Consider the following 25137-nt stretch of genomic DNA (forward strand, 5'->3'; position numbering starts at 1 on the left):
TCCGGCAGGCATAGATGGCTTCCAAAGGCAAACCCTCCCCCCGGTCTGCGGTACCAGCCCTGCCCGACCAGCAGGTGGCCCTGCTGGCCCAGCGGCACAGACTGGTGGATCCGACCCGCTACTATCCCACTGGTCACCGCGCACCGGCCCTGGACGAGATAGACGGTCAGCACCCTGTGGGGACTACCCGTCTATTGCGCGGGGTCTCCCAGGTGGTGCGTGACTCCTGCCGAGTCTATGCCTGGGGGTTGGAGCGGGTACCGCAGACCGGGCCTTTTATTACCGCAGCCACCCATGTGACCCAGTTCGACGTTTTTATTCCTATGATGGCCCTCTTCCACCAGGGTCGTCGTCCCCGCTATATGGCCAAGGCCGAGATGGCCCACTGGCCCCTTATCGGCAGCTGGTTCCGCATGGTGGGCATGCAGCCGGTAGAACGCAAGTCCGGCAAGGCCAGGTCGATTGAGGAGGAGTCGATCAATATCATCACCTCGGGCAGGCCCCTGACCATCTGGCCGGAGGGGACCGTGACCCGTGACCCTCTGAAGTGGCCCATGTCGCTCAAACCCGGGGTCGGATTCATCGCCTTGGAAGCCTCACGGCAGCTGGGTCGCATGGTCCCTCTCTATCCCAGCATCACCTGGGGGGCGGCTTCGATCAACCACAAGTGGCCTTGGCCTCGCAAGAACGTGGTCATGTGCTATGACCGGCTTCTTGACTATTCCGACCTTCTGGAAGACATGGATCAGTGGGGCGCAGAACCCCCCAAGCAGTCTGTGCATGCCCTCTGTGTCCGCCTGCGCAACCGGATGGAAGAGGTCATGGCCGAGATTCGTGGCGAGGAGCCCCCGGCGGCTGGATACTTCGACTACGTAACCATGACCCGTCGGCCCAGAAGCGAGCAATAAGGCCGGAACCCACCTCTGATTCCTCCTGCCTGGCGGTGGTGTCATAGGATGGTGGAGACAAGAATGAGGCTGCTGGTCGGCGTTCCCGTGCGCACGGCATTATGCAAAGGAGAATGATGACGAAGATTGCGGTATTGGGAGCAGGCGCATGGGGAACGGCTTTTGCCCAGGTACTGGCTGATGCTGGCAACCAGGTGGTCATGTGGGACATCGATCCGAATGTCGTAGAGGAAATCAACAGTCAACATTCGAATACTCACCGCCTGCCAACCGTGGAGAGGCTGCCCGACGCCATCAGCGCTGAGGGTGACTGTGCCAAGGCCGTCTCGGGGGCTGAAATCGTGGTCGTGGCCATAGCCGCTCAGCACGCCTGTGAGGCCTTGACGGAATTCAAGAGTCTATTGGATCATGATGCCATTGCGGTTTCCCTGATGAAGGGGATTGAACGGGGCACCGACAGGCGGATGGACCAGGTGGTCTGCCAGACGCTGGATCTGGACCCGGTCAGGTTTGCGGCCGTCTCCGGTCCCAACCTGAGCAAGGAGGTGGCCGCACGCGAGCCAAGCGCCACCGTGGTCGCCAGCGCTGATGCCGATACCGCCATGAGAGTAGCCCGTGCTTGTACGACCGACTATTTCAAGGCCTTCGTCTCGGACGATGTGATCGGCCTGGAGATGTGTGGGTCGCTGAAGAATGTCACTGCACTGGCCGTGGGGATGTCACGGGGGGCTGGATTCGGGGAGAACACGGCCGCCATGATCCAGGCCAGGGGTCTGGCTGAGCTCACTGCCTTGGGGGAGGCCTGCGGGGCCAAGTCCAAGACCTTCGCCGGTCTTGCTGGGGTCGGCGACCTGGTGGCCACCTGTGGGTCGTCTCTGAGTAGGAACTACACTTTTGGCTTTAATTTGGGACAGGGCAAAAGCATCGAGGAAGCCACTCGCGTCAGCAAGGGTGTCGCCGAAGGCGTACCCACCACCGATGCTGTCGTCGCCCTGGGCAAGCGCTACCGGGTGGCGACCCCGCTGGCTACGGCCATGAGCCATGTGCTGGATCAGGGTCTGAGCTGCCGGGGCATGATCGACGAGCTGTTCGGCGGGCAGATCACTGCAGAGTGAGTCTGACAATCATCAAAATGGTGCCCATCAGAAAATCCTGAGGGCTATAGAGGGTGTGCGAAGGCTGTGAAGCATGCGCTATCAACCTTTTGATCGGCGATGAATGATTTCCGGATCAAGATGTGCGCCTGGCTTGTCTGACTCCTGCATCGGCCTATCATGCCTGTTCGTGCCAAGCTTGTGGATGAGCGACTCCGACCAGGTCTTGCTGCCTGCCGAGGGGATATTCTGCTGTCTTGAACGATGCATCTGCCCGGGCAGGTGCGTGAGGTTGGAAATCATGTCCAGGATGAGGAAAGCCGAGGGATGATGGTCAGGAAACGTGTTGTGGTGCTTTATGGCGGGCGTGCCGACGAACATTCCATATCCTGCGTGTCGGCGGCTGGCGTGCTCAATGCCATCGATACCGACCGATATGAGCCCATCCCCATTGGCATCACCAAGGACGGTCGATGGACCATAGGCGGTCAGGATCCCAGGCAGTGGGGTCTGGGCGATGCCAGTCTGCCAACCGTGCAGATAACCGAAGGCAGCCGTCCGGTCATTCTCGACATGGCTCGCGGCCGGGAAGGGTTTTTGATCGGCGACCATGCCGATCTGATCTCTGGCGCCCAATCTTCCAGCGCAGTCGGTTCCCTGGAGCCTTTGGGGCATGTTGATGCGGTTTTCCCGGTGCTTCACGGCCCTTATGGTGAAGACGGCACCCTGCAGGGCCTGCTTGAAATGATGGGTCTGCCCTACGTCGGATGCGGGGTCTTCGCCTCTGCTGCATGCATGGATAAGCACTACACCAAGATTCTGCTCAGCCAAGCCGGCATACCTGTGGCTCCTGGCATCACCATTGATTCGCGTGAACAGCGATCCGGGGCCGACCTGCTGGCCGCTGTGGAGAAGGCGGAGTTGCATTATCCGCTCTTCGTCAAGCCCTCCCGTGCAGGATCCAGCTTTGGTGTGGTCAAGGTAGAAGAGCCCCAAGCCGAAGCCCTGGCTGCTGCAGTCGCCGAGGCTGCAAAGCATGACTGGCGGGTCCTGATAGAGGAGGGTATTGAGGGGCGGGAGATCGAGTGCGCCGTGCTCGCCTCCAACAAGGACAGACAGCCCCGTACAGCCTGGCCTGGCGAGGTGGTGCTGGACAAGGCTGATCAGGACGAGGCCTTCTACGACTTCGACAGCAAGTATGTGGACTCTTCCGCTTCCCATGTGGAGGTTCCTGCCGACCTGCCAGAAGAGACTCTTCAGAAGGTTCGCGACCTGGCTGCCAAGGCTTTCAGAACCGTGGACGGCGCCGGTCTGAGTCGTGTCGACTGCTTTGTGACGCCCGAGGGCAGGGTCATCGTCAACGAGATCAACACCATGCCTGGTTTCACGCCTATCTCCATGTATGCCAAGGCCTGGGAGGCCACGGGGATCACCTACACCGATCTGATTACTGACCTGATCGAGGGTATATCGGCCTGACGCTGTAGCTCTACGGGAGCTTGAAGTATCTCACAAGAAGGAAGATGCTGCTTTTGCTCTCTCCTGCACGATGAGAAAATTATCTGATTAATGCTCAATGTCGTTTGTTTGGGGTTTCGCCTCTTGGACCAGATAGTCCTGGCCGGCAAGAGCGCGGGTGGCGGCATCCTGCATATCGGCGGCGATGACGCCCTGCTTGGCGAACATGACCACTTGGCCCTTGATGCCATAAGGGGTGAAGCCCTGGAGCTGGACAATGGGCGGGTTGGATGGCATGGCCATGCCCTTGGTTGCCTGGGCCACCAGCTGTGCAATGGAGTGGGAGGACTTAGCTATATCGGCATCCCCTCGCAGGGTGAAGGGAACCGTGGCGGCGGCTTCGCCGGCCTCGGTGATTTTCTCAAGCGCCGTGGTGTTGAGGATGGAGTTGGGGATCAGCAGCTGGTTGCCAGTTCTGTCGATGACGATGGTATGACGCCAGGTCACGTCGCGGACGGTTCCGGTGGTGCCCTGGATGGTGATGATGTCGCCGGGCTGGACCACCTTGCTGACCATCAGTCCGAAGCCGCCGACGATGTTGGCAATTGTATCCTTCAATCCGAAGGAGAGCGCCAGGCCGCTGACGCCCAGGGCGGCGACCACTGTGGATGGGTTGATCCCGAAGACGGGTTGCAGGACTGTGGCAGCAGCGAAGATCCAGATCATGGCGCGGACGATGTTGACGAAGATGGAGGCACTGGGCAGGTTGGTCCGTTCCAGGGCACGCCGCATGGCCGCCGCTACAATCTTGGAAATCAATGCAGCGCAGACAGCCACGACGATCAGAAGGATGATCTTTCCGAAATTCTGTCGAAACCAGTAAATGACGGCATCGCTGAAGCTGGAGATGGCCTGTTCGGACCTTCCCATGGGATCCTTATTCGGATTGATGCCTGTGATGCTTGTGCTGGCTAAAGCTGACATTTCATTGGCAAAATTGGCGGTCAGGTTCATGAGGCCTGGTCCTCTGGCTCGTTTCCGGTGCTGCCTGTCAGGGGCTTGTCCATCCACATGTGCGGGCATCCCTCGTCTTGATCGTGTATGCCCATGTCCCTATAGCTTAAAGACTCATAGAAGCCCGCCACCCGTTCCTGGGCGTGAAGCGTGAGCCGGTCGGCCCCGCGGCTCCGAGCGGTCTCCTCAGCCTTGCCTACCAAATTCGCGCCCAGGTGCTGACCGCGGTAGGGCTTAAGAACGGCCAAACGGCCAAGGGTCCATGTCTTGCCACGGTCGGGAAAGATTCGGCATACGCCGGCGGGATCATCCCCATCGTAGGCCACGATGTGAAGACTGACGTCATCCGTCTGGTCGAACTCGTTGTGAAAGCCCTGCTCCTCGACGAATACGGCCTTACGGATGGCCTTGGCATCCTCGGGAATAGCCTCGCTCACCTCATACCGCATGCTTCCTCCTCGCCACGGCCCTCCGCTGTCTCTAATCTACCAAGCCTGACCCTTGGCGTGAACGGATGTCCGCAACAGGATGACGAATGGTACGTATGGCCGCAGGCTGTCTGACCCAGACGATTACATGGACAGGGACTCTGTAAGCAGTGTGAGCTTGCAGAAGTGACAGTGAAGTGACACAGGAACGATGGGATGGCCATGGACAAGGACTCAAAACTGACAAGTGCGACTGGCGGAGCTGGTAAAGGGAATTGGCGCTCGCAGAAGGAGCGGATGCTTGCTGGCGAGCTCTATGACGCATCGGATCCCGACCTGAGCCAGCTGCGGGTCAAAGCCCACGAACTTTGCCGTCTTTTCAACGCGTCTTCCGAGCAGGAGCGGGAACTACGCAGTCGGCTTCTGGACGATCTGGTGCCCGAGCATGGTCAGGACGTGGACTTTATGGGGCCTATCTACTTCGACTATGGGTGCTTCACCAAGCTTGGCTCGCGCATCTTCGCCAATTTCAACTTCACTGTTCTGGATACATGCCCTGTACAGATTGGCGACGATGTGATGATCGGCCCCAACGTCACCCTGGCAACCCCCCTACATCCCCTGCGGTGGCAGGAGCGGAATCTGAGACGCCATGAGGATGGCACCCTCTACGACTACGAGTTGGGTGCCCCGATCATCATCGGCTCCAACTGCTGGCTGGCATCAAATGTGACTGTGGCCGGGGGAGTGACCATCGGCGATGGGGCGGTCATCGGGGCTGGATCCGTGGTCACCCATGACATCGCGCCTGACTCCCTGGCCGTAGGCGTGCCCTGCCGAATAATTCGGACCATCACCGAGGCTGATCGGATGGAACTGCCAGGGGAGGGCTGAAGGCTTCCTGGTCTGGAACAGCATCCATGCTGGCCAGCTGCTGGGCTATGGTCTGCGGGTTTCCGCCCGGGCATGCCGCCTGAATGCGCCCGTCTTGGAGAAAGATGACGCGGTGGGCCCGGGCGGCGACGTTGGGGTCGTGGGTCACCATGAGGATGGTCTGGCCGCTGCGGACGGCCAGGTCGAAGAGGTCCATGACCTCCCGCGAGCTATGGGTGTCCAGGGCGCCGGTGGGCTCGTCGGCCATGATGATCTCCGGGCTGGCGGCGAGAGACCTGGCGATGGCCACGCGCTGCTGCTGGCCACCGCTCATGTCGGCCGGATAGGTGTTGGCGTACCCTTCCAACCCGACGTTCGACAGGGCAGACAGTGCCGCTTGGGCGGAGATTTTCCTGCCGCCGAAGAGGCTGGACAGCATGGTGTTCTGCAGGCAGGTGAAGGCGTTGACCAGGTTGTAGTCCTGGAAGACGAAGCCGATATGGTCGCGCCGAAGCCTGGTCAACTCCCTCTCTTTCATTCGTGTCAGATCCTCCCCGGCGATGGCCACCTTGCCCTGTCTGACTTGGAGCAGTCCTGCGGCGCAATAGAGGAGGGTCGATTTGCCGGCGCCTGAAGGGCCCATGATGGCCGTCCAAGTCCCAGCCGGACATTCCAGGCTGATTTCGTCCAACACTCTTGTGCCCTGCTTCTGCCGGGTTCCGTAGTCGTAGCAGACCTTGTTCAGAATGAGCGGAATCTGTGCGTATGGATCCTTGGCCATTCGATGCTGCATCGTTGCCTTCCTTTCGGTCGTCGCCTGCCTGGTCTCTTCTTCTATGAGACCATGGCGAGAGCTCCTGTCAGGGTGTTTTCAGGGTCGAATCGGGGACGGTTCAGGGTGGGATCCACAGGATTCGCATTCGCTCCTGAAAGGTATGTATCGTGAACGTAGAGGGGTCGCATCTCTTGCCGGAAGGGGGATTGATGGGCGGGTCGTCATCAGAATGACAGGGATTCAGTGATCGCTTATTTCCTTGGAATTGCAAGGATGCAACCGTCAGTTGACAGCAAATATCGGTGTCTTTGCCGGGTGCAACCCAAAGCTGGTGGCGGTCGGAGCCCTGCACGTTTCATCATGGCCTCGTTGCTGGTTGAATCGGCATTCCGCCGATCGGGAGAAAGAACAATATGAGTTTCAGAACCAACGTGCAGTATCTGCGTTCGCAGCGCAATATGACTCAGGAGCAGCTGGCCATGCTGGTGGGGGTGTCCCGTCAGGCGGTGTCCAAGTGGGAGTCGGACAAGGCATATCCTGAGATGGACAAGCTCCTGGCCATCTGCGACCTCTTCGGCTGCACCCTTGATGACCTGGTCCTGGGCGATGTTCGGCATCCGGGTTCCGGGCAGCGTGCGTCCAAGCCTGACCATCAGGATGCCGACCAGGCGACTTCGGCAACCCATGTGACTGCGCCTGTCCAGTCTGCCATGGAAGACGTAACCGGCTACGCATCCTTCAGCAATGCCTATAGTCTTCGGATGGCTTTCGGCATCGCCCTTATCATGCTGGGACTGGCTTTCGGTGGTCTCTTTGCCGGAGTCAGCCAGCCGACCGACGCACAGAATGGTCTGGCCTTTCTTTCTCTGATGATCGGCATCGTCCTGGGACTGGCCTGTCTGATACCGGCGGTTTCCGCCAGAAGGGATTTCCGCCGCAGGCATCCTTATGTGGCGGATTTCTATACCGATGAGGAGCGCTCGAGAGTATACCGGCAGACTACTTGGGAGTTGGTCTGCGGTTTGGCTGTCGTGCTCTTGGATGTGGGAATCAACTCTGCTGGGTTCCTGGTCTGGGGCTGGTCCCATCAGGTCAGAGGGTTTGTCTTCTTCCTTCTTCTGGCTCTGGGGATCTTCCTACTAGTCCATGCGGGAACGAGCCACAGAATGATGAACCTCCGAGCCTACAACAGGCAGATGGATTCCGTCGATGACGGTCGCTGGGACACCTATCGTTACGAACACCGGATAAGCAATGCCATCAGCGGAGTCATCATGGGCCTTTGCACGCTGGTGGCCCTGACCATGCTCTTCTCAGGCAATTACGACAACCTTTTTGGTTGGCGCATCCCATTCTGGGCCATCTGGATCATCGGCGGGGTATTTTGCGGAGTGCTTCAGTCTCTGATCGGCATCTTCCGCAAGCCTCCTCGTGCCTGAAACTGTTAATTTGCCTTACTTGACGGAATGTAGTAGTCTAACAAAGTTGTGTGTTCATCCGTAGCCTTGTGTTGCGGCCTGGAGCACCTGGGACGACTTGGAAAACAACGTAAAGGAAGTCATCATGGCAGCTCGTTGCGCGGTGTGCGGCAAGGGCCCGCAGACCGGTTACAGTGTTTCTCATTCGCATATCCGGAACAAGCGCATCTTCCGCCCCAACCTGCAGTCGGTGCACACCACCGTTGATGGTCAGAACGTGCGTCTGCGTGTCTGCGTCAAGTGCCTCAAGGCCGGCAAGGTGCAGCGCGTCGCCGCCTGAAGGCGGTTCGTCGGTCGTATTGGGACCCCCGGGGGCAAAGCTCCGGGGGTTCTTGTCATCCTGAGGGATGATGATCGGCGCTTGCGGGAGGTGATCGGGTATGTCGGCAGTGGCTCATGTTGGGCTGCACAGCACCGTGGCCTCGCTGGTGGCCAACAGGCGTCGGGTGAGCGCTCTCAAGGCTCTCGGCGTGGTCACGGTCGGGGATGCGCTGACCTATTATCCTTTCCGCATCACCGATCCCATGCAGGTCACCACTATTGCCGGCATTCGGCTGGGTGAGCCCTGTGCCTTCGCCGCCCGGGTTGATCAGGTGCGTCTGGTGCCGCTGAGCGGTCACCGGGGCTTTCGGCTGGACGTGATGGTGGACGATGCGGCCTTCGTCAGCAGCCAAGGTGGCACTCCGCTGGCGGTCAGGCTGGTCTTCTTCTCTCATAAGAAGCCTTATATGGACTGGATGGTCCGTCGGCTGCAGATAGGGGCGGATTTGGTCGTGGCCGGTGAGCCCGGCATCTACATGGACCAGCTCCAGTTCACCCACCCCGAGACCCTGGTTGTCGCTAATGCCGATCAGGAGGTTTCTGCGGACGCATCTCGGCCCGATGCGGCCAGCCTTGACGAGGCCCTGGAGCGTGTGCGTCGACCGCGGCCGGTTTACCATGCCAGCTCTCGCATCTCCTCGGACCATATTCACGATGTCATTCTGGGGTTTCTGCGTCTGCTGGCGCAGGCTGATAATTCACCTGACTCAACTCCCGCAGCCAGTGCTGCCGAAGAGGGGCAGCCCAGTGCCGATGTCCGTATTGATCCAGAAGCGCTGGGCCGTGCCATACCTGATGTGCTACCTGAGCAGGTCCGTGCCGACCAAGGGCTGTTGCATCGTGCCCGTGCCCTCTTGGGCATGCATGCGCCCGACAGTCCTGACGACTTCGCTGCGGCACGGAAGACCCTGCGCTATGAGGAGGCCTTTGTCTCGCAGACAGCTCTTCTGCAGACCCGCCGCCAGACCCAGCAGCAGCCCACTTATCCATGCATGGATTCGGGCGCTGACCGTCCAGACACCCTGCCTGCCCGTTTCATCGACTCCCTGCCATTCCAGCTGACCGAAGGCCAGCGTCAGGTCATCAATGACATCGGCGTCGACATGGCCAAAGATCAGCCCATGCAGCGGCTTCTGCAGGGCGAGGTCGGCTCCGGCAAGACCGTGGTGGCCCTGGCGGCCATGCTTCAAGCGGTCCAGGCTGGTCATCAGGCTGTCTTGGTGGCTCCTACCCAAGTGTTGGCCGAGCAGCACTATGCCTCTATCGGCGGCATGCTCAAGGCCATGGGCACCGATGTGACCGCCACTGCCGTAGAAGGCCGCCATAAGCCTGTGGACAACGTCACTATGATCCGTATGACGGATCAGCTGGTCCTGCCTCTGGTGCTGCTGACCGGAGGTATGAGACTAGCTCAGCGCCGCTCGGCTTTGGCTGTCTCGGCCTCGGGCCGTCCCTGCATTGTCATCGCCACCCATGCGGCCTTCTCCAAGACCTTTCAGGCTCCCAATCTGGCCCTGACCGTCATCGACGAGCAGCATCGTTTTGGTGTTGAGCAACGCGAGGAGCTGCGCCGCAAATCCGAGCGCGTTCCCCATCTGTTGATCATGACCGCTACACCCATTCCTCGTACAGCAGCCATGACCTGGTTCGGAGATCTTGACATCTCCACCCTGACCGAGCTGCCCAGCAACCGCAAACCGGTCCGCACACACGTCATTGCTGAGTCCGACGGAGCGACCATGGGCGCCATGTTCTTGCACTTACGTCGTCGGATCGAAGCTGGGGAAAGGGCCTATGTGATCTGTGCCCGTATTGACGATGAAGACGATCCTTCGGCCGCTTCAGACCGCCCCGGCCAATCCGGTGGGTCTGACTCCCAGCCTGAACTGCTGCTTGAGGAGGGCCAAAGTGATGGCCAGCGTCCGCCACTGCATTCGGTGGCTGAAATGAGTCAGCGACTGGCCGCCCTGCCGCAGTTCCAGGGCATCGCCATGGCCACGCTGACCGGGCGAGACGACGATGCCACCAAGAACGCCGTCATGGCGGACTTTGCCTCGGGTCGCACGCCCTTGCTGGTGGCCACCACTGTAGTGGAGGTGGGGGTGGATGTGCCCCAAGCCTCCTGCATTGTCATCTTCGATGCCGATCGGTTTGGGCTCTCCCAGCTTCATCAGCTGCGCGGCAGGGTGGGACGCGGCGGCACTGACTCTTGGGCCTTCATGATCTCGCGCGCCCCAGCGGATTCACCAGCTGCCGAGCGGCTTGAGGTCATTCGCGACACCACTGACGGGGCTAAAATCGCCGAAGAGGACATTCGAATCAGGGGAGCCGGCGACGTGCTGGGGGATGCCCAGTCCGGCGGTCATTCTTCTCTGAAGCTTCTGCGGGTGGTCACTGATGCGCCCATGATCGCTCGTGCCCGCACCCAGGCAGGCCAACTCCTGGAGTCCGATCCCACCTTGGCCGGGCAGCCCGAGCTGGCTGGCGCCGTTCTGGACTTCATGAGGGGCAACGAGGGTTTCCTGGTCTCCAGCTGAAAGGACAACGGACCATATGCACATCATCGCCGGCCGATTCAAGGGATTCCCCATTCCCGCAGCCCTCAGGGGCACCCGGCCCACTACCGATCGGACCAAGGAGGCCATTTTCTCCCATCTGGAGTCCGAAGACCTGCTGTCCGGTGCTCGGGTCCTGGACCTGTTCGCCGGCACAGGGGCCTTGGGATTCGAAGCCCTATCCCGTGGTGCCCAGAGCTTGGTGGCTGTGGAGTCTTCTGGCCGTGTCGCTGGACTGCTGTCACGTTCAGCTGCAGGGCTGCGCCATCACCCGGCTTGGGATTCAGCCATGGACATTCGCGTCAGCAGAAACCGTGCCGAGCGCTTTGTCCGTCCCCTCTCCTCAGGTCATGAGGATGCTGGTCTGTCCGAAGCTTGCTTCGACCTGGTCTTCATGGACCCGCCTTATGATCTGTCGACGGATGACTGCCAGAGCATTATGACCGGTCTGACTGGCCGAAAAATGGTGGATGATGGAGGCATGATCGTTCTGGAGCGATCGACACGCACCCCGCCGCCCACGGCTCCTGAAGGATGGGCGATTGATCAGGCCCGTACCTATGGGGAGACAGCAGTCTACTATCTGACGGCTCGCCGATTATCCCCGCAATCGGACAGCTGATCAAATCGACGGCTGATCCAGAGGTCTCGGATGGGTTTCCCGTGTATCCCAGCCCAGGTCTTCCAAAAGACGCCGGTCATGCTTATCCAGGGTTGAGCAATCCAATCTGGCAATCAGGTCGGGACGGATCCGACTGGTTCGCCTGATGGCCTCGTTGCGCCGGAACCTGTCCACCTTTCCGTGGTCGCCACTGGTCAGTATCTCGGGCACGGCCATACCCCGCCAGGTGGTGGGACGTGTGTACTGGCGATATTCCAGCAGGGGCTCATCACCTGTGTAGGATTCCTGCACTATGGATTCAGGATTGCCCATGAAACCTGGCAGGAGTCGGGTGATCGCCTCCAGCATGACCGAGACAGCCACCTCGCCCCCATTGAGTACATAGTCGCCAATGGAGTACTCACGAACGTCAGTCCCCTTATTCCGGTAGTAGTCGGGGATGCGTGCGTCGTAGCCCTCGTATCGGCCGCAGCCGAATACCAGCCTCTTCGCCTGTGACAGCTCGGTTGCATCGGCCTGGGTGAACAGAGGAGCGGATGGGTTGGGGAAGATCAGGATTGGTTCGGCCACGCCAGCCTTGTGGCTGTCTACAGATGAATCTGCCTCGGATGCTATGCCATCGCTTTCGCCGCCGGAACTCTTCATCGCTTCTTTTTGCTCTTTCACTTCAGCGGTGCCAACTGTCTGGTCCGTGGGTAGTTGTTGCCGAGTCGATCCGTCTGGCATGTCCAGCAGGTCGTCCAGGCACTGGCCCCAGACTTCGGGTTTCATGACCATGCCAGCTCCGCCTCCTACCGGCGTATCGTCCACGGAGTGGTGCACGTCATGGGTCCAGTCGCGCAGATTGTGGGCATGTATGGTCACCAGGCCGTTTTCCTGGGCCTTGCCCAGCAGGCTGAGTCCAGTCACGTCAAAATACTCAGGGAAGACGGAGACAATATCGATTTGCATGTCACCAACTCTACCCAAGCCTGTTCGAGTCGGAATCGGGCGCGGAATGGCAGGTTTTTGAGTTCGCCTGAAGATTCACCACGATAGTAAGCCTCGTTTCCAACGACTCTGTCAGATTGATGACCACTTTGCATCAACTGTTCGGACATGGTCAGCTCAGTGGACAGTATCGTCGCCTCGGACTTGTCGCCATGAGGATTCGTGACAACCTTGGCAAGGCAAGATCGATTGAATCTGTGCCGATTCCGATTTGATAAATTAATTTTGTGGCAGTAAAGTCAAACTCAGATAGTAAAATACAACAATGATCCCGATATCAAACAAGAATACGCGCTTTAAGGAGACTCTTTGGAAAAACTTGAACTCATTCGTCAGAATCTCACGCCAATCAATGATGCCCTTCCAACATTGTTGCCGCAGGCCAGGCTTCGCTCACTGTCGGCCATGAACACGCCACTCCTCGAATTAAGTATCCGAAGCTCTATGCAGACAACTTCAATGCGACGCTCCGCGCAGAAATCGCAGATGAGCCAATCGACGGCTGGCAACTTACGAAGTCCACTTCCTGCCTTCATCTGCGCAATACCGGCTCAGGCCTCAGGCTTCGATTCCTCAAGAAGTTCAAATTCGAGGGAAGTGTTCCTCCCGCCGGTCCGAACTTACGGCGTAGGGAGGCATGGGTGCAACCAGCTATGCTCGACCAGGAGCTTTCCGGCAAGAAGCCACTGAGCGACTCGGAAATCGTCCTGGTTTGGACCGAAGCAAATGGCATTTTCCATTGTTCTGCCTACCAGCCTACTGGAACCGGCCGGTTTCATAGTTCTTCAGATGGGTGAAGGTTTCAAGGGTATGGCGTTTAACGGTGATGACGAGGAAAATGAGCTGTTGGTCCCACGCTCAAATACAATTGTCGAAGAAGAAAGGGAAGAGACGGTCCGATGAATGACTTCAACCCCACGCGCATTGAGCTTGCACGGAAGTATCGGGGTTGGACCAAAAAAGAGCTTGCCGAGCGTTCTGGCATGACCCCGACCTACATCGGCATGCTGGTTGGCAATCCGACCACTCATCTTACGGAATCGAGCGTCGAAAAGATAGCCTACGCAACCAGCCTTCCTCTGTCTTTCTTCATGCTGCGCGATCCAGGTCTTGACTGGAATCGCCTCGCCTTTCGTCGCAAGAAAACAATTACCAGGAATCTCAGCAATCGCATCTGCGCAGAGTTCGAGATGTTGGCGGACACGGTATCCAGGGTCAGTTCGATGTCAAATGTGCCAGATAAGACGGCATCCTGGCTAGATAAGATTGCACCGACCTTTAACCCGCAGGCACAAGGAGTCCGCCGCATTGCGGCAAACACGCGCGCGATATTGGGGCTGCCTTCCAGGGGAGCGGTGCGCAATATGATCCGAAGCGTGGAACGCAAGGGGGTGATCATTGCACCGCTGACGACAAAGGTAGCTGATTCGGTCAGTGACGGAGTTACTTACCCAGACAAGGCCCTTATAGGCTATTTTCCCGAAAACAAGCCTGGTGACCGGCTCAGATTCACTATTGCTCATGAGCTGGGGCATCTGGTTTTGCACCGGTACCGCCGTCCCAAGGATGTGTCCTTGATGGAGAGGGAGGCTAACGAGTTTGCTGGCGAATTCCTTTTTCCTGAGTCCGACGCGCGAGCGATCATCAGCCCGAGCATGATGCTGGAGGACTACCTGTACGTAAAGTCCGGGTGGGGAATTTCCATTGGTGCGGCCGTGCGCAGAGCCTTCGATCTGGGTCTGATCGATGGCGACAAATACAAATCCCTGTACGTTCGCATGGCGCAGCGTCATTGGATAAAGCATGAGCCCGTGGAGGTCAAGGCGGAGCATCCGGTACGTCTTGCTCAAATGCTCGGCCGTGCGTTCGGCGGACTGGACGACACTGGTCGTTCCACGGTGCCCAGGGATGGGATTGAAGGATTCCTTGGTGTTCCCTTCGAACTGGCGAACGATTGGTGTGACAACAGGCTGACGGAAAAGGCGGCGAGCTGGACGATCATGAGATAGGCAAAGCGGCTATAGAAGCATCTCCATAAAGGCCATATTCGTCAGCAAGATATTCGGAAATGACTTACATGCCGGTAATGTCAAGTCAAAAAAGAAGCTCAGTGGGTTCTTTGTTGACAGAACAGGAAAGTATGACCGGAACAGCGAGGGCTAGACTTGTCCAGGATCATCGAAGTCGTGGCAAAGTTAAAAAACCAACGGAGGGGTAGCCTGGCCTGATCGATGTTGAACGTGAGTTGCAGGAAACACATCAGCGTTAACAGCAAATCTCGATGTCACCAACTCTACCCAAGCCTGTTCAGGTCCAGAGTAAGCGCGGATTGGTACCCCTGCGGGTGCTACACTAGCTGGGTCTTCAAAAGTTGTGGAGGCGAACCGGCTCGTCGCAGCATGCGGCTGTTAGCCCGGCGCCACCTTGGAAGATGTCATCAACGCAGCCAGAGAGCTACAACCGTTGCGCAAACTGCAATGAGAGCGACATCGGATGATGCCATGCCGTACGGATCCGTGGAGATGGCTATGCGAACAGTCTGATGCGTTAGGAGCGGACGGTCCATGGTCGACCATGTTGATAAAAGAACAAAACTGCTGATTGCCGGCACTGCCGGGCTCGCCTTCTGCGGGGTCCTTTTGGAGACCTCGCTCAACGTCACTTTTCCGGAGATGACCCGGTACTTCAAAACCGGGCTGGGCACAGTTCAATGGCTGACTACCGGCTATCTGCTGGTGGTAGCCTTGACGGTTCTAGCCGCCGCCTGGCTGGAGCATTCATTCACGACCCGCGCATTGATTCTCGCCAGCGTGGGAATATTCCTGGGTAGCGACCTGATGTGCATCCTTGCTCCATGCTTTCCCGTCCTTATGGCGGGACGCCTCCTGCAGGGCATCAGCACTGGTATTGCTCTTCCCTTGGTGTTCTCTCTGATCATGAAAAAGGTTCCCCTTCACATCCAGGGCCGTTACGTGGGCAGCGCTGGCATGGCGGTGGCACTGGCACCCTCCTTGGGTCCGACCTTTGGCGGAGCCGTTATCCAAGCCTTATCCTGGCGGGCCATCTTCCTGATCGTGCTGCCCATCGAGCTGGTATTCGGGATTATCGCCTTCATTTCAGTAGACAGGGAGACGGCCCATGTCGGTGCTTTCGCCTGGCTCCAGTTCCTTTTTCTGGGTGTCTTTCTGACCGGTCTGACCATAGGACTGAGCACCTTGGATGTGCATGGCCCTGTCACTTGGCTGTCCTTGTTCATTGGGGTTCTGGCACTTGTTGCAGGCGTCTGGACTCTTACGCACCAGCGCACCAGGCTGATCAACATTGCGGTCTTCCGGAACCGTACTTTCACCCTTGCCTTGATCCTCTACTTCCTGGTCCAGTTTGTTCAGATCGGCCTGACGTTCATCCTGCCCAACATGGCTCAGTCCGTACTGGGTGAGACCTCTACCGTGTCTGGCCTCCTTCTGCTGCCGGGGAGCCTGCTCTCTGCGCTCTGCCAGCCCGTCACAGGCGGCTATCTGGATGGCCATGGCCTGCGTGGACTGCTCGCGGTGGGAAGCACCGCCTTCTTCCTCTCGGCCTTAGGCTTCCTGGTCCTCAGCCGACACTTATCCGTTCCGCTGATGGTTCTCCTCTATGCCTGCTACATGGTCGGTCAGGCCTGCGTCTTCAACAACCTGCTCACGGTTGGACTGCAGCATATCCCAGCCAAACTGGTGCCCGACGGTAATGCGCTCTTCAACACTCTTCAGCAGTATTCAGGTGCCGCCTCGACCGGCGTCCTGGCAGCCATCATCACTGGCATGCCCAAGGCCAGAGGGATTCATGCCGGCGCTCAGGCCTTCCAGTTCGGAGCCGTTTGGGCTTTCGTTTTCGTCTTTCTCATCGTCCTGGTCATCCTTCTGGTGGCCTGGTTCCTAGAACATAGCCTGGCCAGTCAGGATAAGGGTGGGGTTCAGGTTGTATGACCTCTGATTCCTTCTGGAAGGCGGTGTTTTTAATTCAGCAATGAGATACCGACCCAGACGACCCAGCCCAGTGCAAGGACCAGGTAGGGCCACCAGTGCATGCGGGTGATGGCCACGAACTCCCGGATGAAGGCGGTCGGCCAGTAGTAGCCCTTGGTGTGTGAGCCGATTCCATCGGCATTTAGCCCGACCTTGCTGGCGTATTCGCTGGCCCGGAAGACGTGGTAGTCGCTGGTGACCAGGGCCACCCGGTAATGCTCAGGCCCGGTGCCCATCTCGTAGCGGTCGTCCAGTATCTGCTTGGAGTAGCGCAGGTTCTCCAAGGTTGTGGTCGACCTGTCCTCCATGATGATGGCTTCGGCTGGCACCCCGCAGGAGCTGCGCAAATACTGGGCCATGGCCCTGGCCTCGCTGATGACCTCGTCGGGACCCTGTCCTCCGGAGACCACAAAGCGCCCGTTTCGTCCCTGCCGCTTCCAGAGGTCTACAGCCTTGTCCAGTCGTCCCCGGAGCAGCGGCGTGGGTTCTTCGCCGCGCAGGCCGGCTCCGTGGATGATGATGTAGTCGTAGCGACGCTTGCGGGGCAGCATCCTGTAAAAGTTGGAATAGAGCAGCAGGGCCAGGAAGGAGAAGAAGAACCAGGTGGCTTCCAGGTCGATCAGTCCGGCCAGCTTCTGCAGCCATGAGGGTGCGCCAAACCCAGCCAAGAGGGGTGAAAGAAGCATGTAGGCCACCACGGCCAGTGCAAGTAGGCCGGGCAGCAGAGTGGTCAGGGAAACCCCTTCGTGTCGGATGACGATGACCGTGTTGGCCAGCAGGAAGCAGATCACCAGCAGGGGAGCGGCGATGAGCAGGATGACCAGGGGCAGGATCAGCCAGCGCATGCCGAACTGCAGAAGAAGCGCTCCGCCCAGGGTCAGCAACAGGAGCAGCAACCAGATGGCATTGCGGAACTGCCGTGGCTCCTTGTGCAGGTCCCAGAGGAAGAGCAGGCCGAAGATGATGGCAGGTGCATAGAGCAGGAGGAGTTGCAGGTGGTTGGACATGCGCCGATTGCCCCTTTCACGAGAATGGCCGCGCAGGGTCTGAATCCACTGTAGCGAATCGGCCAGTCACCTCCATCCTTGACATGCCAAAGACTCCCAGACCGCCGTGGTAAGATATATGTGGTAAATCTCACACGTTCAAAAGCTGAGGGTGGGCGATTTTCGACGGCGCGAATTCCAGGTCGAGACCATGATAATGATGGGTCCTTTCAAGGATTGCGCATCGATGACCGCATGAGCGTGGTGGTCGCAAGGCAGCGATGTGTTGGAAGGATTAGGGGTTCAGGTGATGTTGGGTTTCTCCGCAATCCAGAGATGGTTCGGACCTGGCGTGCAAGGTTGTAGAGAGGTGCGGTAATGAAAGTTGTGATATTCTCCACCTGCGTGGTGGACCTCATGTTTCCGAACGTGGGGAAGGCCATGGTGGAGGTGCTCGAGCGGTTCGGCTGCGACACCTATCTCCCCAAGGAGCAGATCTGCTGCGCCCAGCCCACTTTCAACAGCGGGTATGTCAAGGAGAGCATGCAGGTCATGCGCAACGAGGTCGATGCCCTGCTGAGCGTGGATGCCGACTATATCGTGGGTCCGGCAGGCTCCTGCGTGAACATGCTCAAGGAGCTGCCCTTCCATTTGCGGGCCGACCCGGTCTATGCAGCCAAGGCCCAGACCATGGCTGACAAGACCTATGAGTTCTCGCAGTTCCTCTATCGGGTGCTGGGTGTGCTGGATGCCGGCGCCGAACTCGATGCTGTGGCCACCTACCACCGCTCCTGCCACATGACCCGGCTGCTGGGGGAGCGGACCAGTCCCTTCGTCCTGCTGGGCCATGTCAAGGGTCTGACCATGGTCCCCCTGCCCCACATCGAGAACTGCTGCGGGTTCGGCGGCATGTTCTCCATGAAGGAGCCTGAGATCTCCAAGCAGATGGTCGATGAGAAGGTAAACGACGTGCTCAGCACCAAGGCCAGCGTCCTCATCTCCTGTGATCCGGGATGCCTGATGAACATCGGCGGCCGCTTCAACCGGCGTGGCGAGAAGATCACCATCATGCACCTGGCTGAGGTGCTCAATCACAACGTGGATATGCGTCGCGTCAAGTATGTGGAAGGCCGCTCTGCTGGCGATGGGACTGTGGATTCCGTCAGGGCTGCCAAGAAAGAGGGGGCTCTGGTATGAGCAGCTTGGTCAATGGCAAGAAGGCCGCGCAATATCTGCGGACCAGCAAGGCTCCCTTCCTGACCAGGGTCAAAGAGTCCGAACAGGACAAATTCGCCCAACAGGCCGTGGCCAAGGCCCAGGATGCCCAGTGGATCAAGCGTGAAGCCGCCCGCCAGGAACTGGGCAACTGGGAACAGTGGCGCGACCTGGGCGAGCAGATCCGCCAGCACGTCATCCGCTACCTGCCTGACTATCTGGAGGAGTTCGCCGACAACGTGGAGAAGCGCGGCGGCCATGTCTTCTTCGCCCAGACCGACGATGAGGCTGCCCAGTACATCAAGCAGATCGCTATCGAAAAGAAGGCCAAGCACGTCGTCAAGAGCAAGTCCATGGTGACCAGCGAGATCAACCTGGATCCAACACTGATGACTGTGCCCGGCCTGGAAGTGTTGGAAACCGATCTGGCCGAGTTCATCCTGGAGGAGGATGACTGGGACCAGCCCACGCATCTGGTCTTCCCCGCCCTGCACAAGAACCGCGAGCAGGTTCGTCAGGTTTTCGAGAAGAAGCTGGGTTACAAGGGCGACAACGACCCCCAGCACATGGCCCGGTTCTCGCGCAAGGTTCTGCGCAAGCACTTCCTCGAGGCGGACATGGGCATCACCGGCTGCAACTTCGCCGTGGCTGATACGGGCATGATCAACCTGGTGACTAACGAGGGCAACGCCGACCTGGCCATGTGCATCCCCAAGACCCAGGTGGTGGTCATGGGCATGGAGCGCCTGGTGCCGACCATGAAGGAGGCCGAGACCATGGACAACATGCTGGCCCGGTCCGCTGTCGGCCAGAAGCTGACCTCCTACCTGACCTACACCGCGCCACGCACTGGTCAGGAGTCGGACGGACCGGACGATTTCTATGTGGTCATTCTGGACAACGGCCGCTCAAACGCTCTGGGAACGGTCTTCGAGCCCATCCTCCAGTGCATCCGCTGCGCCTCCTGCCTGAACGTCTGCCCCATTTACCGGCACATCGGCGGTCACGGCTACGGATCCATCTATCCGGGCCCTGTGGGCTCGGTGCTTTCGCCGGTGCTGGACGGCGGCTATGACGACTTCGGAGACCTGCCCTACGCCTGCAGCCTGTGCGCGGCATGCACGGCCACCTGTCCGGTCAAGATCCCCCTGCATCAGCTCATGATTGAGCACCGGCGGATCATGATGGATGACCAGTCCCAGGCCAATCTGATCGACGACACGGTTATGAGGGTCATGGGCCTGGGAACCGGCCACTCCTCGCTCTTCCGCACTGCACTGGGTGTGGATCACACCATGCTGACCCCCATATCCAAGAAGCAGCCGGAGACGGCCAAGAACCTCTTCGCCAGTGATCGGCATGTGGAATGGATGCCCTTCGTCTTCGGCGGATGGACCAAGGTACGTGATCTGCCGGATCCGCCCAAGCACGGGGAGAACTTCCGCAGTTGGTTCGCTCATCACAAGAAGGAGCAGCAGGCATGACCGATCGTGAGGTATTCCTGGATTACCTGGCCAAGAAGAGCGGTCGGCCCCGTCACCAGCTCAAGGATCATCCTCTGGTGCCGGTCAACGATTTACCGGAGACCACCCTGTCGGGTCATACCCAGGACGAGCTCCTGGAGATCGCCCGGAAGAGCAGCGAGGCCGTCCATGTGGACTTCCGCACATGCACCAAGGCTGAGCTTCCCACTGCATTGGACGAGTTCATCGATTCACGCAAGGACGACAGCGACCATGTGATGCTGCCCACCTCCGACCTGTTCGCAGACTTCGGGCTGGAGGAGTGGAGGGACAGCCTGAATCCGCCCGCCACTTTCTGGAAGCCGGGGGCCAGCCGTGAGGAGAACATCAAGACCGCCGACGAGTCCGGTACAGCCATCGCCTTTGCGGACTTCCTCCTGGCCGAGTCGGGCACCATTACCGTGGCTACCACTCCTGGTCAGGGTCGTGCCTTCCACTTCCTGCCGGTTCACTATCTGAGCATCATTCGCAAGTCGAAGATTCTGCCCCGAACCCGGCAGGCCATGGACTACTATGATCCCGCCCTGGTCTCAGGTGAGCTCAAGACCTCCAACATCAACTTCATCACCGGCCCCTCCAACACGGGCGATATCGAGATGGTGATCGTGGTGGGCGTGCATGGTCCCCTGGATATGACATATCTGGTGGTTGAAGACATGTAGCTCCGTAACATTTCCTGCTTATGCAGGCGCATTTCCCGCAAGTGGGGAGTCAGTGGCTTGAAGAAAGATGCTGACTCCCCACTTGCGGTTTTGCTCAAAGACGGGTTCAGCCCAAGCCAGGCAGAAGCCCTCCAGGTGGATCGATGGCCACATACCCGTTTTCAATGTCAACCTGGGGTACCAAGGCTTCGACGAAGGGTATCAGCCCCTCCGTTTCCTCGTCGTTTTCTGCGGTGGTCATGTGGATCTGCAGCTGCTGCTGGGCTACACCATCCAGTACATCGCTGACTTGGCCGACCACTCGTCCGGACGGTTCACCTAGTGAGTTGCCCGGGGCCATGCGAACCTCGAGTCCAATCAGATCCTCGGGATACCAGGCGTCCTCCTGCGCCAGCTCCTCGGCTGGATCAGCCTGGACATACAGTTCGATGCCATTCAACGCTTCGGAGGCGTTCCTGTCTTCCACTCCTTTGAAGAGGACGATCCAACGCTGTTTGAAGCGACGGGAGGAAACCACCGTGAAAAACTGTCCGTCCTTGGTCTGCAACTGGGAGCCGGGGGCGAAGCGCCGCTCAGGCTCGTCGGTGTAGACATATACGTTGACCTCGCCCTTGAGTCCCTGGGCGCGGCCGATACGGCAGACCCTCAGCAACCTTCGCTGCTGAGGGTCCGGACCCTGCGGGTCGTGATTGGTGGACCGGCTGGGGCTCACCGGCGCACGTCCATGATGTCGACGCGCACCTTGTGGTCGGCCAGAGCCTGGATCACGGTGCGGATGGCGTTGGCGGTCCTGCCGCCCCTGCCGATCACGCGGCCGATGTCCTCGGGGTTGACACGCACCCGCAACAACTCTCCGCGAGAGTTCTCGTGGGACTTGACCGACACGTCATCGGGAAAGTCCACGATGTTCCTGATCAGGTGCTCAACGGCCTGTGCAAGCATGATAGCCGGTCCTTCCAATCCTTAAGTGAATGTGCCTTACTCAGCTGCCTGCTCGGCCTGGGCTGCATCTGCCGACTCATCGGCCTTGGGGGCTTCCTTCTCTGCCTGAGCCTTGGCCTTGGCATCAGCCTCAGACTTGGCGGCCTTGAGCTTCTGAGCTTCGTTCTGTGCCTGCTCGATGCGGGCCTGGGCGTCGACCTCGGCCTGCGGCACCTTAAGGGTGCCTTCCTTGCCGGGCAGATCCTTGAACTTCTGCCAGTCGCCGGTGATCTTCAGGAGGTTGAAGACGGGGTCGCTGGGCTGAGCGCCCACACCCAGCCAGTACTGGGCGCGCTCGGAGTCGATCTTGATTGAAGAGGGCTGGGTGTTGGGATCGTAGGTGCCGATCTCCTCAATGACCTTGCCATCGCGCTTCTTGCGGGAATCGACCACGACCACGCGGTAGAAGGGATAGAACTTCTTGCCCATTCTCTTCAGACGAATTCTGGTTGCCAAAACGGCTCTCCTTGGTACTTGGTATGCCCGGCGGCGTCTCCATGTGGGGCATGGTGGCGCTCCTGGCGTGTTCCTCACGGCCGTCGGAATGAGAGGGCTCCTCCGGACATGAATAACAGCAAAAGTATACCTCAACCTTGGGATATGGCGGGCGGGAAGCCTGTACGGTGTTCAGAGCTGACGCGGCAGAGTCAGACGGGCCACTAGAGCTCGATGGTCGCTGCCTGAAATTCGGAGGACATGCATGGATTGTGTGATCAGGTTGCCGTCCGTCAGAATATGGTCGATTTCGATCAACGAGGGTAGCGTGCTTGCGGAGGGGAAAGTCAGGTGGCTGCCGGCTTTCAGGTGCAAAGAAGCGTCATGCAGCCCGGATTCGGCCAGCATGGCCCGGAAGGTCGGATGCTGCAGGGTGGCGTTACAATCGCCCATGACTATGGTGGGCACGGTCGGATGAGTCAGCCTGGCCAGGGCAGCGATGCCCATGCCCCACTGTCTGGCGCCTCGCTGGGGTGATTTGGGATGGACGCTGGCCACTCGGATCGGTCCAGAGCTGGTCTTGAGCTCGACTAGGGGTACTGCCGCCGCCGGAAGGTTCACGGCCGATGGCGAAGCTTTAACGGGTTGGTGAGCCGAGAAGATAGCGTTGTAGCCGCCGTTGTCGCTAGGGCTGGCAGTCCCCTCTGTCAGATAGGGCAGGAGCTGATTCAAGCCCGCAGCCTGAAGTGATTCCAGCAGCTTCCCCTTTACTTCTTGCAGGGCCAGAACCTCTACTCCGTAGGCGCGCACGCAACGTACGATTTCCTCAGGATCGGCCCTGCCGAAGCGGCAGTTCAGAGTCATGACGCTCAGCCCATGGCCAGAAGATGATTGACCGGCCCGGTCTGCTGGAGGTAGTCGGTAGCGCAGGCGCTGGCAGCTGACCAGAGTAAGTTCAATCAGCGCCAGCAGGCATTGGGGCCAGGCGCCCGCGACGACCGTCCATATCAGTATGGCCAACAGAGGAGCGGTCAGCAGGTCGATCAGGGCGATCAGCTCTACCAAGGGGCGGTGCCAGTCAGCCCCGGCGGGCAGGAAGCGCAGGGCAATCCATAAGGCGATGAGCCCCAGGAGAATCCAGAGAAGGGTGTTCACGTGCCATTGTCTCCTGCAGGAGGGAGGGGTTTAGCGACCGCCGAAGAGACCGCCCAATCCACCGCCCAGGTTGGGGGGCAGGTCCGGCAGACCCTCAGGCATCTGCGGGGCCTCAGGGTGCTTGGCGAAGGCGGAGCCGCCGGAGGATTTGCCCTTGCCGGAGAGGCGCTCGCGTAAAGCCTTCTCTTCGGCCTCCCGCTTCATGGGATTGCCTGAGCGGGAACCCTTGCGGCCTTTCTTGCCTTTTTTGCCCTTCTTGCCGCTGCCAGCGCCCATACCGCCCATGCCGGGGATCGAGCGGTTGCCATTGGTCATCCGCTTCATCATCTTGGCAGCCTGCTCGAACCGCTGCAGCAGGCCGTTGACTGCGGAGACCGTAGTGCCGGCACCATAGGCGATCCGGGCCCGTCGTGAGCCGTCGATGATGCTGGGGTCGCGTCGTTCCTGGGGAGTCATCGACTGGATGATGGCCTGGGTCCGGTCCACCTCCTTTTCATCGAACTGCTCAAGCTCCTTGCGATGCTGGGCCATGCCTGGGATCATACCCAGGATGCTCTTGAAGGAGCCCAGCTTGCGAACCTGCTGGAGCTGCTCCAGAAAGTCGTCCAGGCCGAAGCTGCCCTCGGACATCTTCCCGGCGGCCTTGCGGGCCTCCTCCTCGTCGAACTGGCGCTGGGCCTGCTCGATCAGGGTCAGGATGTCGCCCATGTCCAGAATGCGGGAGGCCATACGATCGGGGTGGAAGACCTCGAAGTCCTTGAGACCCTCGCCGTTGGAGTCGAAGAGGATGGGCTTGCCGGTCACCGAAGCCACCGACAGGGCCGCGCCGCCGCGGGCATCGCCGTCCAGCTTGGACAGCACCACGCCGGTGAAGTCCACGCCCTGGTCGAAGGCCTTGGCTGTGGCGACCGCGTCCTGGCCGATCATGGCATCGATGACGAAGAGGATCTCATCGGGGTGGACGGCATCGCGGATATTGCGGGCCTGCTCCATCAGCTCCTGATCCACGCCCAGTCGACCGGCCGTATCAATAATGACCACGTCGTAGAGCTTGTCCTTGGCCACCCTGATCGAGTCGGCCGCGACCTTGACGGGATCGCCTGTGACCTGCCCCGGGGCCGCCAGCTCGGATCCTTCGGTCTGCACGCCTGGCTCGGGTGCGTATACCGGTACTTCGGCGCGCTCGCCGACCACCTGGAGCTGGGTGACCGCATTAGGCCGCTGCAGGTCGGCCGCCACAAGCAGGGGGGTGTGGCCGGCGTCCTTGAGCCAGTAGCCCAGCTTGCCGGCCAGTGTGGTCTTGCCTGCACCCTGCAGGCCGGCCAGCATGATGACTGTGGGTGGATTCTTGGCGAAATTGAGCGGTCGATCCACTCCCGCGCCCAGGATACTGGTCAGTTCGTCGTAGACGATGGAGACCACCTGCTGGGCCGGGTTCAGAGCCTTGGAGACCTCCTCGCCCAAGGCGCGTTCCCGGACGCGTCCGGTGAAGGAGCGCACCACATCCAGGGAGACATCGGCATCCAGAAGGGCGCGGCGGATCTCGCGGATTGTGCCGTCGATGTCGGCCTCGGTCAGCTTCCCCTTGGAGCGCAGATGGGTGAAGGCCTGGGAGAGCCGATCGGTCAAAGATGAAAATGCTGCCATAATGTCCCAA

Annotated in this window: 22 protein-coding genes and 1 pseudogene; 13 read left to right on the plus strand and 10 right to left on the minus strand. The window is 59.5% G+C overall.

Translation table 11 applies throughout. The features are described 5' to 3' along the window. Nucleotides 1–14 precede the first annotated feature (14 nt). The 3 genes from H3V09_RS07790 to H3V09_RS07800 all read left to right on the plus strand — a co-directional run bounded on the left by H3V09_RS07790 (nt 15) and on the right by H3V09_RS07800 (nt 3481). Entirely contained in the window at nt 15–908 is an 894-nt protein-coding gene (locus H3V09_RS07790; RefSeq protein WP_198191510.1) for a lysophospholipid acyltransferase family protein, read from the plus strand. Between the two features lie 113 nt (nt 909–1021). Next, nucleotides 1022–2023, plus strand: a complete 1002-nt coding sequence (locus H3V09_RS07795) for an NAD(P)H-dependent glycerol-3-phosphate dehydrogenase (RefSeq protein WP_198191509.1) — start codon at nt 1022–1024, stop codon at nt 2021–2023. Between the two features lie 309 nt (nt 2024–2332). Then, nucleotides 2333–3481, plus strand: a complete 1149-nt coding sequence (locus H3V09_RS07800) for a D-alanine--D-alanine ligase family protein (protein WP_198191508.1) — start codon at nt 2333–2335, stop codon at nt 3479–3481. 87 nt (nt 3482–3568) lie between these two features. Here H3V09_RS07800 and H3V09_RS07805 read toward each other — a convergent pair whose 3' ends face one another. After that, entirely contained in the window at nt 3569–4390 is an 822-nt protein-coding gene (locus tag H3V09_RS07805) for a mechanosensitive ion channel family protein (RefSeq protein WP_198191507.1), read from the minus strand. An 80-nt stretch (nt 4391–4470) separates the two neighbouring features. Continuing rightward, a complete protein-coding gene (locus H3V09_RS07810) occupies nt 4471–4923 on the minus strand; it encodes a GNAT family N-acetyltransferase (RefSeq protein ID WP_198191506.1) in 453 nt (150 codons plus the stop codon). Between the two features lie 276 nt (nt 4924–5199). On the opposite strand from H3V09_RS07810, the gene H3V09_RS07815 reads away from it, so the two are divergent. Next, entirely contained in the window at nt 5200–5796 is a 597-nt protein-coding gene (locus H3V09_RS07815) for a sugar O-acetyltransferase (RefSeq protein ID WP_232339506.1), read from the plus strand. On the opposite strand, the gene H3V09_RS07820 is transcribed toward H3V09_RS07815, so the two are convergent. Beyond that, a complete protein-coding gene (locus H3V09_RS07820; protein WP_198191504.1) occupies nt 5756–6568 on the minus strand; it encodes an ABC transporter ATP-binding protein in 813 nt (270 codons plus the stop codon). The two genes, H3V09_RS07815 and H3V09_RS07820, sit on opposite strands and share 41 nt — an antisense overlap. A gap of 395 nt (nt 6569–6963) precedes the next feature. Here H3V09_RS07820 and H3V09_RS07825 point away from each other — a divergent pair, with 395 nt between their 5' ends. From H3V09_RS07825 to rsmD, 4 genes and pseudogenes are all read left to right on the plus strand, one after another. Further along, entirely contained in the window at nt 6964–7989 is a 1026-nt protein-coding gene (locus tag H3V09_RS07825) for a helix-turn-helix transcriptional regulator (RefSeq protein WP_198191503.1), read from the plus strand. Between the two features lie 124 nt (nt 7990–8113). Next, a complete protein-coding gene (gene rpmB, locus H3V09_RS07830) occupies nt 8114–8308 on the plus strand; it encodes a 50S ribosomal protein L28 (RefSeq protein WP_029677698.1) in 195 nt (64 codons plus the stop codon). Between the two features lie 100 nt (nt 8309–8408). Then, on the plus strand, nt 8409–10886 hold the full coding sequence (locus tag H3V09_RS07835; protein WP_198191502.1) for an ATP-dependent DNA helicase RecG: 2478 nt from the start codon (nt 8409–8411) through the stop codon (nt 10884–10886). A gap of 10 nt (nt 10887–10896) precedes the next feature. Continuing rightward, a pseudogene (gene rsmD / locus H3V09_RS07840) lies at nt 10897–11526 on the plus strand (16S rRNA (guanine(966)-N(2))-methyltransferase RsmD); the annotation flags it as partial. On the opposite strand, the gene trmD reads toward rsmD, so the two are convergent. Next, on the minus strand, nt 11527–12477 hold the full coding sequence (trmD, locus tag H3V09_RS07845; RefSeq protein WP_046322437.1) for a tRNA (guanosine(37)-N1)-methyltransferase TrmD: 951 nt from the start codon (nt 12475–12477) through the stop codon (nt 11527–11529). 938 nt (nt 12478–13415) lie between these two features. Between trmD and H3V09_RS07850 the strand changes: the two genes are divergently transcribed. Together H3V09_RS07850 and H3V09_RS07855 are read left to right on the plus strand one after the other, a co-directional pair. Continuing rightward, a complete protein-coding gene (locus H3V09_RS07850) occupies nt 13416–14525 on the plus strand; it encodes a helix-turn-helix domain-containing protein (protein ID WP_198191499.1) in 1110 nt (369 codons plus the stop codon). Nucleotides 14526–15080: 555 nt separating this feature from the next. Continuing rightward, nucleotides 15081–16484 (plus strand): MFS transporter, encoded by a 1404-nt coding sequence (locus H3V09_RS07855; RefSeq protein ID WP_198191498.1) that lies wholly within the window; start codon nt 15081–15083, stop codon nt 16482–16484. A 29-nt stretch (nt 16485–16513) separates the two neighbouring features. Here H3V09_RS07855 and H3V09_RS07860 read toward each other — a convergent pair whose 3' ends face one another. Further along, a complete protein-coding gene (locus H3V09_RS07860) occupies nt 16514–17530 on the minus strand; it encodes a YdcF family protein (RefSeq protein ID WP_232339505.1) in 1017 nt (338 codons plus the stop codon). A 357-nt stretch (nt 17531–17887) separates the two neighbouring features. On the opposite strand from H3V09_RS07860, the gene H3V09_RS07865 reads away from it, so the two are divergent. Genes H3V09_RS07865 through H3V09_RS07875 form a run of 3 tightly spaced genes read left to right on the plus strand, consistent with a single transcriptional unit; the run spans nt 17888 to nt 20909 of the window. After that, on the plus strand, nt 17888–18706 hold the full coding sequence (locus H3V09_RS07865; RefSeq protein ID WP_198191497.1) for a (Fe-S)-binding protein: 819 nt from the start codon (nt 17888–17890) through the stop codon (nt 18704–18706). Next, on the plus strand, nt 18703–20208 hold the full coding sequence (locus tag H3V09_RS07870) for a LutB/LldF family L-lactate oxidation iron-sulfur protein (protein WP_046322442.1): 1506 nt from the start codon (nt 18703–18705) through the stop codon (nt 20206–20208). The genes H3V09_RS07865 and H3V09_RS07870 overlap by 4 nt, the downstream gene beginning before the upstream one ends. Then, a complete protein-coding gene (locus H3V09_RS07875; RefSeq protein WP_046322446.1) occupies nt 20205–20909 on the plus strand; it encodes a LutC/YkgG family protein in 705 nt (234 codons plus the stop codon). The genes H3V09_RS07870 and H3V09_RS07875 overlap by 4 nt, the downstream gene beginning before the upstream one ends. Nucleotides 20910–21015: 106 nt before the next feature. Here H3V09_RS07875 and rimM read toward each other — a convergent pair whose 3' ends face one another. The 5 genes from rimM to ffh form a co-directional block, all read right to left on the minus strand. After that, nucleotides 21016–21621 (minus strand): ribosome maturation factor RimM, encoded by a 606-nt coding sequence (gene rimM / locus H3V09_RS07880; protein ID WP_046322447.1) that lies wholly within the window; start codon nt 21619–21621, stop codon nt 21016–21018. After that, nucleotides 21618–21851, minus strand: coding sequence for an RNA-binding protein (locus H3V09_RS07885; RefSeq protein ID WP_015021362.1), 234 nt, complete (start codon nt 21849–21851; stop codon nt 21618–21620). The genes rimM and H3V09_RS07885 overlap by 4 nt, the downstream gene beginning before the upstream one ends. A 36-nt stretch (nt 21852–21887) precedes the next feature. Beyond that, nucleotides 21888–22346 (minus strand): 30S ribosomal protein S16, encoded by a 459-nt coding sequence (gene rpsP, locus H3V09_RS07890; protein WP_046322448.1) that lies wholly within the window; start codon nt 22344–22346, stop codon nt 21888–21890. 171 nt (nt 22347–22517) lie between these two features. Then, a complete protein-coding gene (locus H3V09_RS07895) occupies nt 22518–23480 on the minus strand; it encodes an endonuclease/exonuclease/phosphatase family protein (protein ID WP_198191496.1) in 963 nt (320 codons plus the stop codon). A 30-nt stretch (nt 23481–23510) separates the two neighbouring features. Further along, nucleotides 23511–25127 (minus strand): signal recognition particle protein, encoded by a 1617-nt coding sequence (ffh, locus tag H3V09_RS07900; protein WP_198191495.1) that lies wholly within the window; start codon nt 25125–25127, stop codon nt 23511–23513. Nucleotides 25128–25137 lie beyond the last annotated feature (10 nt).

It is taken from the genome of Bifidobacterium sp. M0399 (assembly GCF_016100595.1).
In the GTDB taxonomy this organism is placed as follows: Bacteria; Actinomycetota; Actinomycetes; order Actinomycetales; family Bifidobacteriaceae; genus Bombiscardovia; species Bombiscardovia polysaccharolytica.

Coding starts and splice junctions, on each gene's coding strand:
- H3V09_RS07815 (WP_232339506.1), top strand. CDS start 5,200: ATGCTTGCTGGCGAGCTCTATGACGCATCGGATCCCGACCTGAGCCAG.
- rpmB (WP_029677698.1), top strand. CDS start 8,114: ATGGCAGCTCGTTGCGCGGTGTGCGGCAAGGGCCCGCAGACCGGTTAC.
- H3V09_RS07865 (WP_198191497.1), top strand. CDS start 17,888: ATGAAAGTTGTGATATTCTCCACCTGCGTGGTGGACCTCATGTTTCCG.
- H3V09_RS07790 (WP_198191510.1), top strand. CDS start 15: ATGGCTTCCAAAGGCAAACCCTCCCCCCGGTCTGCGGTACCAGCCCTG.
- H3V09_RS07885 (WP_015021362.1), bottom strand. CDS start 21,851: ATGCTTGCACAGGCCGTTGAGCACCTGATCAGGAACATCGTGGACTTT.
- trmD (WP_046322437.1), bottom strand. CDS start 12,477: ATGCAAATCGATATTGTCTCCGTCTTCCCTGAGTATTTTGACGTGACT.
- ffh (WP_198191495.1), bottom strand. CDS start 25,127: ATGGCAGCATTTTCATCTTTGACCGATCGGCTCTCCCAGGCCTTCACC.
- H3V09_RS07870 (WP_046322442.1), top strand. CDS start 18,703: ATGAGCAGCTTGGTCAATGGCAAGAAGGCCGCGCAATATCTGCGGACC.
- H3V09_RS07855 (WP_198191498.1), top strand. CDS start 15,081: ATGGTCGACCATGTTGATAAAAGAACAAAACTGCTGATTGCCGGCACT.
- H3V09_RS07850 (WP_198191499.1), top strand. CDS start 13,416: ATGAATGACTTCAACCCCACGCGCATTGAGCTTGCACGGAAGTATCGG.
- H3V09_RS07875 (WP_046322446.1), top strand. CDS start 20,205: ATGACCGATCGTGAGGTATTCCTGGATTACCTGGCCAAGAAGAGCGGT.
- H3V09_RS07810 (WP_198191506.1), bottom strand. CDS start 4,923: ATGCGGTATGAGGTGAGCGAGGCTATTCCCGAGGATGCCAAGGCCATC.
- H3V09_RS07805 (WP_198191507.1), bottom strand. CDS start 4,390: ATGGGAAGGTCCGAACAGGCCATCTCCAGCTTCAGCGATGCCGTCATT.
- H3V09_RS07795 (WP_198191509.1), top strand. CDS start 1,022: ATGATGACGAAGATTGCGGTATTGGGAGCAGGCGCATGGGGAACGGCT.
- H3V09_RS07860 (WP_232339505.1), bottom strand. CDS start 17,530: ATGTCCAACCACCTGCAACTCCTCCTGCTCTATGCACCTGCCATCATC.
- H3V09_RS07835 (WP_198191502.1), top strand. CDS start 8,409: ATGTCGGCAGTGGCTCATGTTGGGCTGCACAGCACCGTGGCCTCGCTG.
- H3V09_RS07820 (WP_198191504.1), bottom strand. CDS start 6,568: ATGCAGCATCGAATGGCCAAGGATCCATACGCACAGATTCCGCTCATT.
- H3V09_RS07800 (WP_198191508.1), top strand. CDS start 2,333: ATGGTCAGGAAACGTGTTGTGGTGCTTTATGGCGGGCGTGCCGACGAA.
- H3V09_RS07825 (WP_198191503.1), top strand. CDS start 6,964: ATGAGTTTCAGAACCAACGTGCAGTATCTGCGTTCGCAGCGCAATATG.